Annotated in this window: 18 protein-coding genes; 9 read left to right on the top strand and 9 right to left on the bottom strand. The window is 70.6% G+C overall.

The window, feature by feature from the left end:
- Window position 1: 1 nt before the first annotated feature.
- From F6A08_RS00260 to F6A08_RS00235, 6 genes are all read left to right on the top strand, one after another.
- Window positions 2–865 (top strand): Gfo/Idh/MocA family protein, encoded by an 864-nt coding sequence (locus F6A08_RS00260; RefSeq protein ID WP_151458274.1) that lies wholly within the window; start codon window positions 2–4, stop codon window positions 863–865.
- A gap of 122 nt (window positions 866–987) precedes the next feature.
- Window positions 988–1890, top strand: coding sequence for a phosphate/phosphite/phosphonate ABC transporter substrate-binding protein (gene phnD, locus F6A08_RS00255; protein WP_151458273.1), 903 nt, complete (start codon window positions 988–990; stop codon window positions 1888–1890).
- Window positions 1887–2729: a phosphonate ABC transporter ATP-binding protein gene (locus F6A08_RS00250; RefSeq protein ID WP_225855679.1), complete on the top strand. Its 843-nt coding sequence runs from the start codon at window positions 1887–1889 to the stop codon at window positions 2727–2729. Before phnD ends, F6A08_RS00250 begins: the two co-directional genes overlap by 4 nt.
- The gene (phnE, locus tag F6A08_RS00245) at window positions 2713–3555 is read left to right on the top strand and encodes a phosphonate ABC transporter, permease protein PhnE (RefSeq protein ID WP_151458272.1); all 843 of its coding nucleotides are present in this window, start codon (window positions 2713–2715) and stop codon (window positions 3553–3555) included. The genes F6A08_RS00250 and phnE overlap by 17 nt, the downstream gene beginning before the upstream one ends.
- Entirely contained in the window at window positions 3552–4319 is a 768-nt protein-coding gene (locus tag F6A08_RS00240; RefSeq protein ID WP_151458271.1) for a tyrosine-protein phosphatase, read from the top strand. Before phnE ends, F6A08_RS00240 begins: the two co-directional genes overlap by 4 nt.
- Window positions 4316–4942, top strand: a complete 627-nt coding sequence (locus F6A08_RS00235) for a TetR/AcrR family transcriptional regulator (protein WP_151458270.1) — start codon at window positions 4316–4318, stop codon at window positions 4940–4942. Before F6A08_RS00240 ends, F6A08_RS00235 begins: the two co-directional genes overlap by 4 nt.
- A 16-nt stretch (window positions 4943–4958) precedes the next feature.
- On the opposite strand, the gene F6A08_RS00230 is transcribed toward F6A08_RS00235, so the two are convergent.
- The 3 genes from F6A08_RS00230 to F6A08_RS00220 form a co-directional block, all read right to left on the bottom strand.
- Window positions 4959–5396: a VOC family protein gene (locus F6A08_RS00230; RefSeq protein WP_017202967.1), complete on the bottom strand. Its 438-nt coding sequence runs from the start codon at window positions 5394–5396 to the stop codon at window positions 4959–4961.
- Window positions 5397–5422: 26 nt separating this feature from the next.
- Entirely contained in the window at window positions 5423–5773 is a 351-nt protein-coding gene (locus F6A08_RS00225) for a TraR/DksA family transcriptional regulator (RefSeq protein WP_151458269.1), read from the bottom strand.
- A gap of 61 nt (window positions 5774–5834) precedes the next feature.
- On the bottom strand, window positions 5835–8390 hold the full coding sequence (locus F6A08_RS00220; RefSeq protein WP_151458268.1) for an MMPL family transporter: 2556 nt from the start codon (window positions 8388–8390) through the stop codon (window positions 5835–5837).
- Between the two features lie 68 nt (window positions 8391–8458).
- Here F6A08_RS00220 and F6A08_RS00215 point away from each other — a divergent pair, with 68 nt between their 5' ends.
- Window positions 8459–9031 carry a TetR/AcrR family transcriptional regulator gene (locus F6A08_RS00215; RefSeq protein WP_124894561.1) on the top strand — a complete coding sequence of 191 codons (573 nt, stop codon included), beginning with the start codon at window positions 8459–8461 and terminating at the stop codon, window positions 9029–9031.
- 60 nt (window positions 9032–9091) lie between these two features.
- Here the strand turns inward: F6A08_RS00215 and F6A08_RS00210 are convergent, their stop codons facing one another.
- The 3 genes from F6A08_RS00210 to purL all read right to left on the bottom strand — a co-directional run bounded on the left by F6A08_RS00210 (window position 9092) and on the right by purL (window position 12790).
- The gene (locus tag F6A08_RS00210) at window positions 9092–9817 is read right to left on the bottom strand and encodes a DUF2786 domain-containing protein (RefSeq protein ID WP_151458267.1); all 726 of its coding nucleotides are present in this window, start codon (window positions 9815–9817) and stop codon (window positions 9092–9094) included.
- A 502-nt stretch (window positions 9818–10319) separates the two neighbouring features.
- Window positions 10320–10463, bottom strand: coding sequence for a hypothetical protein (locus tag F6A08_RS17560; protein ID WP_017202962.1), 144 nt, complete (start codon window positions 10461–10463; stop codon window positions 10320–10322).
- On the bottom strand, window positions 10463–12790 hold the full coding sequence (gene purL / locus F6A08_RS00205) for a phosphoribosylformylglycinamidine synthase subunit PurL (protein ID WP_151458266.1): 2328 nt from the start codon (window positions 12788–12790) through the stop codon (window positions 10463–10465). Before purL ends, F6A08_RS17560 begins: the two co-directional genes overlap by 1 nt.
- Window positions 12791–12966: 176 nt before the next feature.
- Between purL and F6A08_RS00200 the strand changes: the two genes are divergently transcribed.
- Entirely contained in the window at window positions 12967–14043 is a 1077-nt protein-coding gene (locus F6A08_RS00200; protein WP_151458265.1) for a hypothetical protein, read from the top strand.
- A 20-nt stretch (window positions 14044–14063) separates the two neighbouring features.
- Here F6A08_RS00200 and F6A08_RS00195 read toward each other — a convergent pair whose 3' ends face one another.
- Window positions 14064–15017, bottom strand: a complete 954-nt coding sequence (locus F6A08_RS00195; protein WP_151458264.1) for a helix-turn-helix transcriptional regulator — start codon at window positions 15015–15017, stop codon at window positions 14064–14066.
- A gap of 103 nt (window positions 15018–15120) precedes the next feature.
- On the opposite strand from F6A08_RS00195, the gene F6A08_RS00190 reads away from it, so the two are divergent.
- Window positions 15121–15576, top strand: coding sequence for a VOC family protein (locus tag F6A08_RS00190; protein ID WP_151458263.1), 456 nt, complete (start codon window positions 15121–15123; stop codon window positions 15574–15576).
- 361 nt (window positions 15577–15937) lie between these two features.
- Here F6A08_RS00190 and F6A08_RS00185 read toward each other — a convergent pair whose 3' ends face one another.
- Both F6A08_RS00185 and F6A08_RS00180 read right to left on the bottom strand, forming a co-directional pair.
- Window positions 15938–16666: an SGNH/GDSL hydrolase family protein gene (locus tag F6A08_RS00185; protein WP_151458262.1), complete on the bottom strand. Its 729-nt coding sequence runs from the start codon at window positions 16664–16666 to the stop codon at window positions 15938–15940.
- Window positions 16663–17838, bottom strand: coding sequence for a DUF4185 domain-containing protein (locus tag F6A08_RS00180; RefSeq protein WP_225855678.1), 1176 nt, complete (start codon window positions 17836–17838; stop codon window positions 16663–16665). Before F6A08_RS00180 ends, F6A08_RS00185 begins: the two co-directional genes overlap by 4 nt.
- Window positions 17839–17850: the final 12 nt, after the last annotated feature.

The following is a 17850-nucleotide window of genomic DNA, read 5'->3' as shown; positions in this document are numbered from 1 at the left end:
CATGCCACCGAGGAACGTCGCGATCGTCGGGCTGGAGAGCAGCCATGCCGAGGAGATCATCCGCCATCTGAACGTCGATGCGGCCGCGGATGCGTCCGTCCGGGTGCACGCCCTGGTGGCGCATCCGGACGCGGAGCGTACGCGGTTCCTCGCGGCCTTCGGCGGTATCGATCGGATCGTCGACGACCCGGCCGAACTGCGGGGCGAGGTCGACGGCGTCGTGGTGACGTCCAGGGACGGCGCCCAGCACCGCGCGCAGGCGGTGCCGTTCCTCGAAGCGGGCACGCCGGTCTGGGTGGACAAGCCTCTCGCCACCTCGGCCGTCGATGCGGGGGAGATCGTCGCGGCGGCGGAGCGGGGCGGCGCCGCGCTCACCTCGTCGTCCACGCTGCGCTGGTCGGCGGAGATGGCCGCGGCGGCCGACGGGGTGTCGCGGATCGGCGCGCTGCAGTCGGTGCGGGTGACCGGACCCGCCGACGCCGGGCATCCACACGGAGGGCTCTTCTTCTACGGCATCCATGTCGCGGATCTCGCTCAGCGGCTGCTCCCGGGCGAGCCGGATCACGTCGCCGTCGACGCGCTCCCCGACGGCGTCGTCGCCACCTACCGGCTGCGGGGAGTGCCGGTGTCGCTGGAGCTGATCCGCCCGACCGCGACGACCCAGGTGCCCTTCCACGTCGCCGCCGTCGGACGGGAGGGCATCGTGAGCCGCGACATCGCCGTCGGGCCCGGGTACATGAAGCCGGCGGTGGATGCCTTCGTCGACATGCTCGTCTCCGGCCGTCAACCGTTGTCCGCGGCGGAGATGCTGGCTCCGATCGTCGTCCTCGAGAGGATCGCGGCGGAGCTCCCCCGGGCGCACTGACACCGTTCGTTCACCGAGCGTTCCATTCGGAGTACGGCGGTCTCGTAATTGCGCGTCACCTTCGGGAGTTGGAATACCGATGTTCTCGGAATGCCGAGACATCTTCCTCCCGAAAGGTCATCATGCGCCGCTTCACCCTGCCCGTCGTCGGCCTCCTGGGCGTGGCCGCCCTCGCTCTCACCGGGTGCCAGAGCCCGACCGCCGAGGCGGCCCCGGCCGACCCCGACGCCCCGATCACGATCGCCACCATCCCGGTCGGCGAGGACCCCACCGCCGAGAACCCGATCGAGGTGTTCGCCGAGCTGCTCGAGAAGGCGACCGGCCGCGACGTCGAGATCACCGACGTCCCCGACTACCTCAGCGTCGTCGAGGCCATCCGCGCCGACCACGTCGACATCGGCATCATGAGCGGCTTCCCTTCCGCGCTCGCCGTCAACACCGGAGAGGTGGATGCGCTGGTCGCGTTCCAGGGCGACGGCAAGCCGGTGTCGACCTGCGTCGTGCTCGACGACTCGCCGATCCAGACGGTCGAGGACCTCGAGGGCAAGACCGTGGCCTTCGCCGATCAGGCCTCCAGCTCGGGGTACTTCATGCCCGTCTACATGCTGCACGAGGCGGGTCTCGAACAGGGCGAGGACTACGAGGCGATCTTCGCGGGCGGCCACGAGGGCAGCTTCGCGGCGCTGGAGCAGGGACAGGTGGATGCCGCGTGCACCGCCGTCATGCTGACCCAGCTCGGCGCCCCGATGTTCCCCTTCGCCGACGGCGAGTGGCGCGCGGTGGGCGAGAGCCCGGCGATGGACATCCAGGGCGCGGTGCTCGGGCGCCAGTCACTCGATGCCGAGACCCGCAAGGTGATCCAGGACGGCATCGCCGAGGTGTTCTCGCCCGAGAACGCCGAGCGGCTCGGGGCGTACGGCTCCTTCGCGGCCGCGCCGCAGACCGTCGACCCGGAGAGCACGGACTTCGAGTCGTTCGCGGAGATCGCGGCCGTCGCCGGCGTCGAGCTCAAGGACCTCCAGTGACCGTCGCTCCCACCCCGGTGGCAGCCCCGGCGGAGCGAGACGGGATGCGCACGCCGACGGCCGAGGTGCGACAGGCCCTTCCCCTCGTCACCGTCCGCGGGCTGAAGGTCGCGTACGACGCCACGACCGTGCTGGACGGGGTCGACCTCGACCTCTTCCCCGGCGAGATGGTCGCTCTGCTCGGCGCCTCGGGCTCCGGCAAGTCGACGCTGATGCGCAGTCTGACCGGGTTCGCCCCGGTGTCCGCAGGCTCGGTCCGCGTCGCCGGCCACGACGTCACGAACCTCGCCCGCGGCGAACTGCGCACCCTGCGCTCCGAGGTCGGGCAGGTGTTCCAGCAGTTCAACCTGATCCCGCGGCTGAGCGTCCTGACCAACGTCCTCACCGGTGCGCTACACGGGGCCGGGCCGATCAACCTCGCCGGCGGGTTCTCGAGCGCGCACCGGCGCCGGGCACTGGAGCTGCTCGATCGGGTCGGCATCGCGCACAAGGCGTCCGCCCCCGCCCGGTCGCTCTCCGGCGGACAGCAGCAGCGCGTGGCGATCGCCCGGGCGCTCATGCAGCGGCCCGCCGTGATCCTCGCCGACGAGCCGGTCGCCTCGCTCGACCCGAAACTCGCCGACTCGGTACTGGGACTGCTGCGGGAGATCGCCACGCAGGACGGCATCCCGGTGCTGGTGAGCCTGCACGTGCTGCCGCTCGCGCTCGCGCACAGCGACCGCATCGTGGGGCTGCGGCACGGCGAGATGCTCGTCTCGGGCGTCACGTCCCAGCTCGACGCCGCCGCCCTGGAACCGCTGTACGACGACGAGGAGCACCGCGATGACGACCACCACTGAGCCGCGCGCCGACCGCACGGCTCGTCCGCAGCTCGACCCGGCGGAGCGGGCTCGCCTCGAGAGCGCCTTCCGGGTGCCGCGCGCCCGCTTCCTGATCGGCCTCCCCGTCGCGGTCCTCCTGCTGCTCTGGTCGTTCAACGGCGCCCAGTTCAACTTCGTGAAGCTCGGCGAGGGCGCGGTCAACATGGGCGAGTTCCTCTCCCGCCTGTTCCCGCCGGACTTCTCCAAGATCGGCACGATCCTGGCGCTGCTGCTCGAGACGTTCCAGATGGCCGTCGTCGGCACGGTCCTCGGCGCCGTGCTGTCCCTGATCATCGCGTTCGGCGCCACCTCCACGCTCGCACCGAGGTGGCTGTACTACCCCACGCGGTGGATCATGAACATCATCCGCTCGGTGCCCGACCTGGTCTTCGCGCTGATGTTCGTCTCGGCGGTCGGGCTCGGTCCGTTCGCGGGCATCCTGGCCATGACGCTCGGATCCATCGGCTCGATCGGCAAGGTCTTCGCCGAGGCCATGGAACAGGTCGACCGCGGCCCCGTCGTCGCCATGGAGGCGGTCGGCGCGTCGAAGCGGCAGGTCATCCAGTACGGCATCCTGCCGCAGGCCGCACCGCTGCTCACCTCCTACACGCTGCTGCTGTTCGAGGGGAACGTGCGCGGCGCGACGATCCTCGGCCTCGTCGGCGCCGGCGGCATCGGCCTGGAGCTGACCACGGCCATGCGCATGTACGACTACGGCCACCTCAGCGCCATCATCATCTGCATCATCGTGCTCGTCACGCTGATCGACCAGGGCAGCGCCCTCATCCGAAGGAGAATCACATGACCATCATCGACACCGAGCTCGTCCTCAGCGCACCGGTCAACCTGCGCGACCTCGGCGGCATCGCGATCGACGGCGGTGTGCTCCGCGAGGGGCTCGCGATCCGCACGGACGACCTCGCGTACGTGACGGCGGACGTCGCGGACGGCCTCGTCACCGGCGGGCTCACCGCCATCATCGACCTCCGCTCGCCGCTGGAGGTCTCGGTCACCGGTCGCGGTCCGCTCGGACAGCACCCCGTCGCGTACCACCACCTTCCGCTCATCGCCGACGTGGGGGAGTCGATGGACCGGGAGCGTCCTGCCCTCACGCATGAGGCGATGGGGCTGATGTACCAGCGCATGGTCGAAGGCGCGGCACCGCAGCTGGTCATCGCCCTGAACGTGATCGCGCACACGCCGGGCACCGCGGCCTTCCACTGCGCCGCCGGTCGCGATCGCACGGGTGTGCTCGCCGCGATGCTGCTGCTCGCCCTCGGTGCCGCAGACGAGGACATCGTCACCGACTACGCCCGTACCGGCGACAACATGGTCGCGATCATGGCGCGCACCGCCCCCGTGATGGGCGCGATGTGGAAGGCCCTGGGGTTCGACGCCGACGCCATCGACAAGACGTCGTCCCTGCTGGAGGGATCGATGGACGTGTCGATGCGCAGCCTGCTCGACACGCTGCGTGCACAGCACGGCGACCCGCTGACGCCGCTGCGCGCCGCCGGACTCTCGGATGCCACGATCGCGCGGCTGCGCGAGCGGGCGCTCGCCGCGTGACGACGCCGACGACGGATGCCGGGGCTGCGGTCCGCCGCCGCCCCGGCCGTCCGCGGGATGAGGACATCGACGGGCAGATCGTCGCCGCGACGCTGGCCATCATCGACGCGGGCGAGGAGGTCACGGTCTCCCGCGTGGTCGCGCGCAGCGGGGTGAGCAGGGCCGCGCTGTATCGACGCTGGCCCTCGCTCACGCTCCTGATCGCTGCGGCTCTCGACGTCGGGCGCGAGGTGCCCCCGGCCTACCCCGAGGATGCGGATCTGCGGGAGGTGCTGCTCACGGGGCTGGGTCTCGGTGCCGACGGGGTCGCTCCGTCCGCCCCGGGGTACTCCGAGGAGCGGTTCCGGCAGCGGATCCGGCTCGTGATGTCGGACCGCGCCCTGCAGAAGACGTACTGGGATTCGCACGTCTCGCGTCGGCGGGTGCCGCTGCAGAACGCGCTGCGGGTCGGGATCGCCCGCGGTGAGCTGCGGAGCGACCTCGACGTCGAGGCGTGCTTCGATGCGATCGCCGGGGTGGCGTACTACCAGCTCGTCGTGCGGGGCGATCGGATCAGCGATCCTGCGGTCGTGTCCCGACTCCGTGCCGCGATCGAGGTGATCTGGCGCGGCATGGTCTCCTGACTCGCGCGGTCCGCGCTCAGGAGCGGGTGAGGTCTTGCGCGAGCATGAGCACGATCCCGCTCGGACCGCGGAGGTAGGTGAGCTTGTAGACGTCCTGGTAGTTCGCGACGCCGCGGAGCGGGTGGTATCCGTGACGGGCGGCCACGGCCAGGGATTCGTCGATGTCGTCCACGGAGAAGGCGATGCGGTGCATGCCGATCTCGTTCGGCCGGGTGGGCTCCGTCTCGATCGCGTCGGGGTGGATGTACTCGAACAGCTCGATCTGGCCGCGACCGTCGGGTGTCTGCAGGACGGCGATCTTGGCGTGGTTGCCGTCGAGTCCGACCGCGGTCGACGCCCACTCGCCGCTGACCTCGTCCCTCCCCAACACGGAGAGGCCGAGATCGGTGAAGAAGGAGATGGCGGCTTCCAGGTCGCGGACGGCGATCCCGACGTTCTCGAGTGCGATGGGCATGGCGGCGATGCTACTCCGCGCCGGCCTCAGTGTCCGAGCTTCTCGGCGCAGGCGACGCAGTACTCGGCGAACGGTCGGGCTTCGAGGCGTGCGGCGGGGATCGGCCTGCCGCAGTTCGCGCAGATCCCGTAGGCGCCGGCATCGACGCGGGCGAGCGCGTCGTCCACCTGGCGGAGCTCGGCGGCCGCGGCTTCGGCCAGGCCCGTCAGGCGCGACCATTCCGAAGACAGGGTGACGCCCTCGGGGTCGTGCTCGTCGTCGTCGTTGGAGCCCTCCCGGTCGTGGGTGAGCTCGTCGAGGGTCGCGGCCGTCGCCCGCATCCGTTCCTCGGCGCGGACCCGCAGCTCGTGCAGGCGTTCGCGGGCGTCGGCGGTCATGCGCCCACTCTAGGCGCGACCGCCGACGCCGGGGCCGTTCCGCGGACGCGCCGGTCAGCGGCTAGGCGGAACGGCCGGAGCCGCGGGTGGTCGGGATGCTGTCGGTCGTCGTCGGCACGGCGACGGCCTTCATGCCGGGGTGGTCGCGCTCGAGCGCTGCACCCTCCATGTCGACGTTCGGCAGGATCCGGTCGAGCCAGCGCGGCAGCCACCAGGCCGAACGGCCGAGGAGGTGCATGAGCGCGGGCATCAGCAGCATCCGCACGACGAACGCGTCGAGCAGCACGCCGAACGCGAGGCCGAAGCCGATCGAGCGGATGATCGTCGACTCCGAGAAGATGAACCCGCCGAACACCGACACCATGATGAGGGCGGCGGCGATCACGACCGAGCGTCCGGCGCGGAAGCCCTGTGCCACGGCATCGCGTGCGGAGGCCCCGTGCACGAACGCCTCCCTCATGCCGGAGGCGAGGAACAGCTGATAGTCCATCGCGAGCCCGAACAGGATGCCGACCAGGATCACGGGCAGGAAGCTGAGGATCGGTCCCGTGCTGTGCAGGCCGATGATCTCGGCGCCCCAGCCGAACTGGAACACCGCCACGATGAGGCCGTACGTCGCGAACAGCGAGAGCACGAAGCCACCGGTCGCGATGAGGGGAACCAGCAGCGAACGGAACACCACGATCATGATCAGCAGCGACAGTCCGACCACCACCACGAGGTACAGCGGCAGCACGTTCGCCAGGGCCTCGGAGATGTCGATGTTGATGGCCGCCTGGCCGGCGACGCCGAGGGTGATACCGCCGTCGATCTCGGGCAGTGAGCGCAGATCCTGCACCAGCTTCTCGGTCGACGCGCTGTTCGGTCCCTCCTCGGGAAGCACCTGGAACGCGAGCAGGGTGTTGTCGTCGGAGGCGGCGATGGGTGCCACGGCCACGACGTCGTCCTGGTCGGCGATCTTCTCGGCGATCGTGACCTGCGTGGCGAGGAGGTCGTCGTCGCTCACGGCGTCGTCGAGGGTCGCGGTCACCAGCAGCGGACCGTTCGCACCTTCGCCGAACTGCTCGTCGACGGTCTGGAACGCGCGGTAGCTGGTCGAGTCGCTCGGCTCGCTGGAACCGTCGGGCAGGCCGAGACGCATCGACATGGCGGGGATGGCGATGATGAGCAGGGCTACGACGCTCACGACCGCGGTGACGACGGCACGCAGCGTCGACATGCGCTTCACGGGCTTGCCCGCGGCGTGCTCCTGGCCGATCGTGGCGCGCGCCCGACGGCTGAGCAGACGCGGACCGACCAGGCCGAGGATCGCGGGGGCGAGCGTGATGGCGACGAGCACGGCCACCGCGACGCAGACGGCGCCCACGGTTCCCATGAGCCCGAGGAACGGCACACCTGTCACGTTGAGCGCGAGCAGCGCGACGATCACTGTCGTGCCGGCGAAGACCACGGCCGTGCCGGACGTTCCTGTGGCGAGTCCGATCGACTCGCGGACGGGCACGCCGGCGAGCAGCTGCTTGCGGTGCCGGTTCACGATGAAGAGCGAGTAGTCGATGCCGACCGCGAGCCCGAGCATGACACCGAGGACCGGGGTCACCGACGCCATGTCGACGACACCCGAGAACGCCAGCGATGCCGTCACGCCGACACCCACGCCGACGATGGCGGTGACGATCGGGAGGGCGGCGGCCACGAGGGAGCCGAGCATGACGATCAGCACGACAGCGGCGAAGGCGAGTCCGACCGCCTCGCCGATGCCGAAGATCTCCGGGACGCCCTGCGCGATGTCGGTGCCGAACTCGACCTCGACGCCGTCGATCGGCTCGTCCTGGAAGTGCGCGATCGCGGACTGCTTCACCTCTTCGGAGAGTTCGAGGCGCGGGTCGACGAACGAGATGTTCACGATCGCGGTCGAGCCGTCTTCGGAGACCACGCCGATGCCGTCGGCGAGGTCGAGGAGCGTGGAGCCGAGCTCGACCTGCTTCTCGTTGTCGTCGAGCTCGGAGCGGTTCGCGTCGAGCGTCTCCTGCTGGGCCTCGAGTTCGGAGAGCTGGCCGTCGAGCGCGGTGAGCTGCGCATCGAGGGCGGCGAGCTGCGCTGCGGGGGCTCCGGCTGCCTCGGCCTGGGCACGGGCGTCCGAGAGCTGCTGCTTGCCGGCCTCCAGCTGGGCGCGGCCGGCGTCGAGCTGGGCCTGACCCGCGTCGAGCTGCGTGCGTCCGTCGTCGATCTGCTTCGTGCCGTCCGCGAGCTTCTGTGCCTGCTCGTCCTGCTGCTGCTGTGCGTCGAAGGGATCGACCACGGAGGCGACCCCGTCGAGGTCCTCGGCGCTCGCCGCGAGGTCGGAGATCTCACGCTTCTGCTCGTCCGTGAAGGGTTCGCCGTCGTCGGTGCGGTAGACGACCGTGCCGGTGCCTCCCGCCGTGTCCGGAAGCTTCTCGGCGAGCTGGTCGGTCACTGCGCCCGAGGCCGTGCCCGGGATGTCGAAGCTGTTGCTCAAGGTGCCGCCGAGCGTGAGGAACGCGCCGACTCCGATGCCGAGGATCACGACCCAGGAGACGATCACCGTCCACGCCCTGCGTGCAGCGAACGAACCCAGACGGAACAGCAGTGCAGCCACGTGATCTCCTTCAGACCTGAAGAGCATACGGCACGTCTCGTCTAGGGATCTGTGGCTATCCTGAACGCATGGTGAACGAGCATCGCAGCGGGCCCGTGCGCAGCACCGTCGCCCGAGAGGCCATCCTCGACGCCACCGCACGACTGTTCCACAACCAGGGGTACGACCGCCTCACGATCGAGGGCATCGCCAAGGAGGCCGGGGTCGGCAAGCAGACCATCTACCGCTGGTGGCCTTCGCGCGGGGCGCTCATCGCCGACTGTCTCGCCGAAGGCCGCCTCATCCCCGTCGACTTCGTCGTGCCCGACACCGGCGACCTCGCCACCGATGTGGAGACCTGGCTGCGCAGCGTGCTCGGCATCCTCGAAGCCCCCGAGGGCGGTGCCCTGCTCCGTTCGCTCGTCGCCGCCGCCACCGAAGACGCGGCGGTCGGTGCCCACCTCGGCGAGAGCCTGGGAGTGGAGAAGTACCTGTCGGAGCGTCTGCGCGGCGGCATCCGGGACGGACAGCTGCCGGAGGAGGCCCCCGTGGAGCAGCTCGGCCGTGCGATCCTCGGGGCCATCATCGTCGAGTCGCTCGGACGCGAGACGCACGACCCCGACTCGGTCGTCGCGTTGGCGCGGTACCTCTTCGATCGCTGAGCGTCCTCCGGGAAGGCGGGCGATGCCCGGAATCGGTGATCGTCGCACGGACGTACGGGGTCACTCATCGTCAGCCCCTCTTCTCTGGGTGACAGCGCCTTCGCCGGTGTGGGCCTGTCGGCCGGAGCGGTGCCCGTGAACGAATGCGCTGCCATCGGCGCTGCCTCGGGCCCGCCCTCTCCGCGTCCGGATGCGATCGACCGCAGCATCCACCCGGTCTCGGCGCGAGGCGAGCACGAGAGCGGTGCCGTCACCGACGTGTTCCCAGACCGCCCGCCGCGCCTCCACGAGACGGCCGACCGCGCCGGCCGCGAATCCGCGGAGGAACCCGCTCCTCGCGCGACGTCGCTCGCTCTCCGTACACGCGTGATACCGCTCGCGATGCTCCGCCCACCACGCCCGCATCGCCACCTTCGCCTGCACCTCGAGGGATGCGGTCAGCCTCCGCACCTGAGCCACATCCGAGACATGACCAACGAGATAGAGGATCGAGCCGGCCCCGCGGTCCGCGTGAAGCGGGTGGACCGCGCCCAGGGCCAGCGCGATGCCCGTTCCGAGCTCTCGGAAGTCGCGCGCGTATGTGCCCGTGAAGAGGATCTGCTCCTGCACGATCTCCTCGGGCGCCTGCCCCTGTCGTCGCCGCCGCTCATCGACCTGCGCCTGATCGATGCCGTACTTCAGCATCAGCCGCTCGGCGTGCTCCGTCAGCGCCTCCGCCTCCTCCGGCGTCGTGCTCTCGGCCTTCGCCAGCAGCTTCTCGATCAGTTCGAGCTTCCCGTCGCCCATGCCATCCCCTTCGTTCGTGTGCCTCGCATCCTTCTCGGGGGTTCCCCCAAGGGCGGGTGCCGGGACGAGTGCGCGCAGGAGAGCGGGGAGAGTTGCCGAGAACCCGCCGCGGTGCAGAACCGGTGCTGGCTCCGCGGCTCTGCGGGGCGGGCGTGTAGGGCCGGGGGGGGCGGGGCCGGGGTGTCGCGGGGCGGGGGTGGGCTGCGGCAGGGGCGGGGTCGCAGTTTCGCACCGAGGTCGCATGGATGTGCGGGATCCGGCCGACGCGGGTGCGGATCTGCGACGCGGCGCGGGTGGTCGTGGCCGCCTCGAGTGCGGGAGTCGCGGCCTCAGCAGCAGGCGGGCGCCATCACGGACCCGTCGCGGGGTCGCAGTTTCGCACCGAGGTCGCAGCGATGTCCTGGATCTGTGCGACGCGGATGCGAATGTGCGACGCGGATGCGAATCTGCGACGCGGGCGCGAATCTGCGACGCGGATGCGAATCTGCGACGCGGGCCCGGGTCAGCCGAGGAGCAGGGTGAGCACGGTCGCGCCGCCGCCACCGAGGATCAGCGCGACGATGACGGTCCACGCGATGATGCGGATGCGCCGGTTGCGCTTCTCGCCGAGGTCGCCGTAGTCCTCGCTGAGGCCGTCGCCGCTCATCAGGCCACCGGCTCCGTGACGGTCGGACCGAAGTACGACGGCAGCGTGGCCTGCGAGCGCTCGCGGAGCTCGGCGGCCGAGACGGTGAAGACGTCCTGCACCTCGAGCTGCGGCTCGCTGTCCGTGACCCCGATGCGGGCGACGGGGTAGCCGCGTCCCTCGCAGAGTCCGCGGAACTTCACGTCGTCCTCGCGCGGCACGGTCACGAGCACGCGACCGGTCGACTCGGAGAACAGGGCGGTCGCGGCATCCACGCCGTCGCGCTCGATGATCTCGTTCAGCCAGACGCGGGCACCGACGCCGAAGCGCATGACGCCTTCGGCCAGGGCCTGCGCGAGGCCGCCCTCGGAGAGGTCGTGCGCCGAGGAGATGAGCCACTCGTCACGGGCCGCGGCGAGCAGCCCGGCGAGACGCTTCTCGCCCGCGAGGTCGACCTTCGGAGGCAGGCCGCCGAGGTGCTGGTGCACGACCTCGGCCCACGCGGAACCCGAGAGCTCGGTCGACGTGGTGCCGAGCAGGTAGATGTTCTGCCCCTCGTCCTGCCAGCCGGACGGGATGCGGCGGGAGACGTCGTCGATGATGCCGAGCACGCCGACGAGCGGGGTCGGGTGGATCGGCACGTCGCCGGTCTGGTTGTAGAACGAGACGTTGCCGCCGGTGACCGGGGTGCCCAGTTCGTAGCAGCCGTCCGCGAGGCCGTCGACGGTCTGGCCGAACTGCCACATGACCTCGGGGTTCTCGGGAGAGCCGAAGTTGAGGCAGTCGGTGATGGCCGTCGGCACGGCGCCGGTCACGGCGACGTTGCGGTACGCCTCGGCGAGGGCCAGCTGGGCACCCGCGTACGGGTCGAGCTGGCAGTAGCGGCCGTTGGCGTCGGTCGCGATGGAGAAGCCCAGGCCGGACTCCTCGTCGACGCGGATCATGCCGGCGTCGTCGGGGAAGCTCAGGGCCGTGTTGCCGAGCACGTAGTAGTCGTACTGGTTCGTGATCCAGCTCGTGTCGGCGAGGTTCGGGGAGGCGACGAGGTTGAGGAACTGCTCGCGCAGCACGGCCGGCTCGGAAGAGCGCGGCAGGTTCTCGGCGGCGTCGGCCTGCAGGGCGTCGATCCACGTCGGGTAGGCGACCGGGCGGTCGTAGACGGGGCCGTCGACCGCGACGGTCGAGGGGTCGACGTCGACGATCCGCTCGCCCTGCCAGTCGATGATGAGGCGTCCGTCGCCGGTGACCTCGCCGAGCACGGAGGTCTCGACCTCCCACTTGTTCACGACCGCCATGAAGGCGTCGAGCTTCTCGGGAGCGACGATCGCCATCATGCGCTCCTGCGACTCCGACATGAGGATCTCCTCCGCCGTGAGCGAGGGGTCCCGCAGCAGCACGTTGTCGAGCGAGACCTTCATGCCGCTGTTGCCGTTGGCCGCGAGCTCGCTGGTCGCGCACGAGATGCCGGCGGCGCCGAGGTCCTGGATCGCCTCGACGAGCTCGCCGCGGTACAGCTCGAGGCAGCACTCGATGAGCACCTTCTCGGCGAAGGGGTCGCCCACCTGCACCGCGGGGCGCTTGGTGGGGCCGCCGTCGGCGAACGTGTCGGAGGCCAGGATGCTGGCACCGCCGATGCCGTCGCCACCCGTGCGGGCGCCGAAGAGGACGACCTTGTTGCCGACGCCGGTCGCGTTGGCGAGCTTGAGGTCTTCGTGGCGCAGAACGCCCACGGCGAGCGCGTTCACGAGGGGGTTGGCCTGGTAGACGGAGTCGAAGACCGTCTCGCCGCCGATGTTCGGAAGGCCCAGGCAGTTGCCGTAGAAGCTGATGCCGCTGGTCACGCCGTGCACGACGCGGGCGGTGTCGGGGTGGTCGATCGCACCGAAGCGCAGGGCGTCCATGACCGCGACCGGGCGGGCGCCCATCGAGATGATGTCGCGGACGATGCCGCCGACGCCGGTGGCCGCGCCCTGGAACGGCTCGATGAACGAGGGGTGGTTGTGCGACTCGGCCTTGAAGGTGACGGCCCAGCCCTCGCCGACGTCGACGACGCCCGCGTTCTGGCCCATGCCCACCATGAGGCGTTCCTTCATCTCGTCGGAGACCTTCTGGCCGAAGCGGCGCAGGTAGTTCTTGCTCGACTTGTAGGAGCAGTGCTCCGACCACATCACCGAGTACATCGCCAGCTCGCCCGAGGTGGGTCGGCGGCCGAGGATCTCCTTGATGCGCGCGTACTCGTCGTCCTTGAGTCCGAGGGCGCCGTACGGCTGCTCCTTCTCGGGGGTCGCGATCGCGTTCTCGACGGAGTCGGGGACGTGCTGGGGGGAAGGTGCAGGGGCGGTGGTCACGCGCACTCCAAAGGAAGGGGCCGGCGGGGCAGATTCAGTCTACCGGCGCGGGTGGGGGCCGGATCTCGGGCCGGTGCGGGTGCGGCGGACGGCGTGCTGGCACCGCGTTGCGGTCGTCATCAGATCGTTGTGCACCGCTCCGCAGCCGTCCGTCCGCGCGCCCCTAGGGTGGCAGCGTGCGTGTGCGTCCTCTCGTTCTCTTCAGTCTCGTGACCGTCCTGATCCTGACCGGGTGTGCGCCGACTCCGGAGGTGTCTCCGAGTCCGTCGGCCTCGTCGCCGACTCCTTCCCCGACGCCTACTCCCACCGAGGAGCCCATCGAGGCGCCCGAGGCGGCGTTCGATGTCACGTGCGCCGACGTGAACGACGTGATCGCGGATCTGCTGGGCGGCTCCGTCGGCGGAGAGAAGGACGTCATGGGCCTCACCTCCGCTCCGAACTGGTACCCCGGTCCTGCCCAGCACATGATGCAGCGGGCGGGCGGCATCGCCTGCTCGGCGGGCGACCCCGAAAAGTTCGACCCCGAGTCGTCGCCCGACGCCTACTGGGGGATCGCCATCGTCCCGGATGCGCAGCGGATCCTCGACGGCGCCGCCGAACGTGGCGCGGGTGAGAATGGCGCAACAGGGGTCCGGTGCTATCCGAGCTCCTGCATCATCGACCTCCGCGACGGCGAGGTCCTGATGTCCGGTTCGCTGAGGGCCCCAGGGATCACCGAGGCGGACGAAGGCCGCGTCCACGAAGCGCTCGAGGGCATCCTGGTGTCCGCCGCCAACACGCTCCGAGAGGTCGAGGTCGGTCCGAGCGAGATCGCCGCTGCGCGCTGCGAGAGCCTGCTCACCGCTGAGGAGGTCGCCGCGGAGCTCGGCACGCACGTCGAGATCACCGACTTCACCATGCTGGGTGGATGGGGCATCCCCGCGGAGGTCTACTACGTGAAGGACGGCGGCCAGCTCTGCCTGTATGCGGAGGGGCTGAACATCTACGAAGACGCCACCCTGGTCTCGTTGACCACGCTTCCAGCCGGTGCATGGGCGTTCGAGGAATTGGACGGCGCGAGCCCTGAGACCGTCGCGGGCGCGGATGCCGCGCTCTCGAGCGTCGACTTCTACGGCCGCTCCGCGCTCGACGTCCGCGTCGGCCCGGACTGGCTGCGCTTCACGTTCTACGACGGGCGGGCCGCCGCCGACATGATCCCGATCGCGACGATGGCCGTCGAGCACCTGACCCGGGGGCGTCCTTCTCCGCAGTAGGTCCCGGCTCGGGTGGCGGATCAAGAGGAGGAGGAGCCCGTCGCCGCGGTGAAGCGCTCCGCCAGAGCGCCTGCCGCCTCCTTGAGCTGTTCCGGTCCGACGATCGTGAACGGCGCATCGAACCGTGCGACGGCGGCGAGGATCCCCGTCCACGACCACGAGCCGAGCCGCACGCGGCAGGAGCCTTCGGCGAGCTCTTCCAGCTCCCCGTCCTCGACCCACGGCTTCACCTCGCGCGCCGGGAGCTCGATCACGACCTCGCCCGTGCACGGCCAGCGATCCTCGGTGCTCGAGCCCTTGGCCCTCGCCGCGAGGTAGGTCTGCGCGTCGGCGGCAGGCAACGGCCGGGGAGCGAATGACGGGCCGGTCGGCACGCGCGGCCGCATCCGGTCGAGACGGAAGGTGCGCCAGTCGTCCGCGTCCCGGTCCCACGCCAGCAGATACCACCGTCCTTCGCGGGCGACCACGGCGTGCGGCTCCGTGCGGCGGGCGGGACGATCGTCATCGCCGTAGTCGAATCGCAGCACCTGCCGATCCCGGACGGCAGCGCTCGCCGCCTCGAGCACGGCCGGATCGACTCTGGTCGTGTTCTCCGATCCCGTGAAGCGGATGCCGTCAACGCGGTGCCGCAGTCGCGAGGGCATCACCTGCCGCACCGTGGCCAGAGCGCGCGCCGCGCCTTCGTCGATGTCGATGCCGCTCGACGGCACGGTCTGGAGGGCGACCGCGATCGCCACCGCCTGCGCGTCGTCGAAGAGGAGCGGGGGCAGTTCCGAGCCGGCGTCCAGACGGTAGCCGCCGTCGGGGCCCTTGATCGCGCGGATCCGATAGCCCAGCTCGCGCAGCCGATCGACGTCGCGGCGCACGGTGCGAGAGCTCACATCCAGCCGGTCGGCGAGCACACGGCCGGGCCAGTCCCGCGGCGTCTGCAGCAGCGACAGCAGCGCGAGCATCCGTGACGAGCTTCCAGTCATATTCTTCAGTCTGTCGCAGGTAGAGGACAGAAACAGACCTCTACTGTCGAGATCGTTGTCTCAGAGCGGTCCGAACGGCGGGCCGCGACACAAGGAGACAGTCATGACCCTCATCACGACCACCCACCTCAACTTCCGCGGCACCGCTCGGGACGCCCTCGACTTCTACCGGTCGGTGTTCGGCGGCACGGTCACCGCCGCCACCTACGGGCAGTTCGGCCTGCCGGAGGGCACGCCCGGTTTCGACAAGCTCGTCTTCGGGCAGCTGGACGCTCCGGGAGGCATCCGCCTGATGGCCTACGACATCCCGGGAGTGGACGACGCCGACCCCGCGGCGACGGCCGGGACGACCACGCGCGAGAACGGGGCGACGATCACCGACCGCACGTTCTTCCAGTCCCTGCGCTCGGACTCGCTCGACGAGCTCCGGTCGTCCTGGGACGCCCTCGCCGAAGGTGCGACCGTGATCGAGCCGCTCGCCGCCTCGGCCTGGTCGCCCGGCTTCGGCATGCTCACGGATCGCTTCGGCGTGACCTGGGTCCTCGACGTGCAGCCCTGACGCCTCCTCCGCGGACGGGTGTCGGACGGGACGGATGTCGGACCGGACGGATGTCGGGCGGGACGGATGTCGGACCGGACGGATGTCGGGTCGGACGGATGTCGGGCGGGGCGGATGCCGGGTGGGACGGGTGTCGGGCGGGACGGATGTCGGGTGGGGCGGATGTCGGGCGGATGGACGGATGCTGGAGGGTTCGAGCCCATCCGGCCCGACATCCGTCCCGCGGCCCGACAGGTGTCCGCAGGCTCCGGTGACCGGTCCGACATCCGTCCCGGCGGGGCAGGCCACGCTCCGACATCCGTCCCGGGCGGGGCAGGGGGCGGCCCGACATCCGTCCCGGCGGGGCAGGGGGCGGGGGGGGTCAGGCGGGGGGCCAGGCGGGGTGCCGGGCCAGGGCCACGCGCGCGGCGAGGTCCGTGCGCACGCGGGAGTCCGGGAGGTCGAGCCCGAGCTGCTCCGCGAGGCCGAGCGCGAGGAGGGCGTGGCCGGCGGCGCCGGGGTGGAACGCGTCGTCGAGCAGTCCCCAGGCGATGTCGTCGTTGCCGGGGCCGGTCCCGGCGGAGAACTCCGCGAACGCGGCGAACTGATCCACGAGGATCACACCCTCCCGCGTGGACACGTCCCGGATCGCCTGCGCGAACTCGCCGATCCTGGCGCGGTCCGGGGCATGCCGGAGGTCTGCGGTGGGCGGCGTCTGCAGCACCGGTACGGCCCCCAGAGCGCGCACCCGTCCCACGAAGTCCGTGACCGACGACGCGAAGTCCGCGGCCTCGATGACCGGATCCAGCCACTTCGTGGTGCAGTCGTTCGTGCCGATCATCAGGGTCACCACGTCCGGCCGCCAGTGTGCGACGCGGCGGTCGAAGTCGTCCAGGATCAGATCCGCCCGCCATCCGGTGATCGCGGTGTTGATCACGGCATCCTGCACGCGCCCGAGGTCGCCGCGGATGAGCTCATGCAGGTGGTCGACGTAGTTCCGCGCACCGCGGGTGTGGATGAGGCCGTGCGTGATCGAGTCGCCCGTGAGCACCCAGGTGAGCGGCGCCCCGGAGGCGAGCAGCCCCCGGAGCGCCGCACGGTCGTCGGTCATCCGGTGACCTTGAGCTGCACGTCGATGAACCGCGGACGGTAGATCGACGCGTCGTCGTACACGTCGCCGACGTTGTCGAACGTGTTGACGTTGTAGGACACCAGGATGCGGTTGCCCTGACGCAGGTTGGGGTGCTCGTGTGCGTTGTACGTGAACACGTCGGGGTCGCCGTAGCTGCCGAGCGCACCGGTCTCGGGCGTGCGGTACAGCTCGACCGGGTCGGTGAACGGCCCGGTCGGCGAGCACGAGGTGCGCGCGACGATGCGGGTGCTGAACAGCTCGGACGTGTCCTGCGTCACCAGCAGGTACCCGTCGCGGAACGGAGCGACACTGAACTCGTTGGCGACGTAGGGCACCACGGGCACCGCATCCGTCTCGGCCGCCGACCAGCCCGTGCCGTTCCAGTACGTCCACGTGCCCTTGAGGCCGTTCCGGTCCTGCACGCGCGCGACGTAGGCCGACCGCACGCCGCCGGGATCCGCGATGCCGTAGATGTACGTGGTGCCGCGTTCCTCGAGCGTCCAGGACCCCCAGTTGATGCCCGTCGCGGACGGCAGGTCGACGATGGATTGCAGCTGCAGGGTGTCGCCGTCGAGCGTGGCGAGCCGGTTCGCCGTCCAGGCGAAGTCCCACTGGCCGGTGCCGGTGCGGGCGAACTGCAGCAGCGGAACCTGCACGGTCCCGTCACGGCCGGGTGTCGGGTCGCCGATCCAGTACCACTTGCCGTCGGGCTCGGGCGGGATGATGCCGGCCGGGTCGTCGGGGGTGCCGCCGGTGATGGTGGTCAGGGTGCCGCGACGGTCCTGCACCACGACCGAGTTGTTCACGAAGGGGGAGTCGGTGGGGCGCGAGCCGTCGGGGTTCACGGTGCCGAGGAAGGTGTCCGAGAAGAACCAGCCCGTCTTCCCCTTGCCCAGCGGCAGGGAGTACGTGCTGTCGCCGCCGGTCCATGCGCCGCCGGTGTCGCCGTAGGTCGTGAAGGCGTCGGTCAGGCTCTGATCCACGCTCGCCGTCGCCGTGAGCGTCTTGTCGACGAGGGAGCACTGAGCGGGGCCGTGGCCTCCGCCGTGTCCGCCTCCCGTCGGTACGGCTGCGGTCGCCGGGGCGGCGAACAGCGCGCCGGCGCAGAGGGATGCCGCGGCGAGGGTCGCCGCGATCGTGCGTCTTCTCATGTCGATCACTCC

Source organism: Microbacterium algeriense, assembly GCF_008868005.1.
Lineage (GTDB): Bacteria > Actinomycetota > Actinomycetes > Actinomycetales > Microbacteriaceae > Microbacterium > Microbacterium algeriense.
This window is presented reverse-complemented; position numbering and strand designations above follow the sequence as displayed.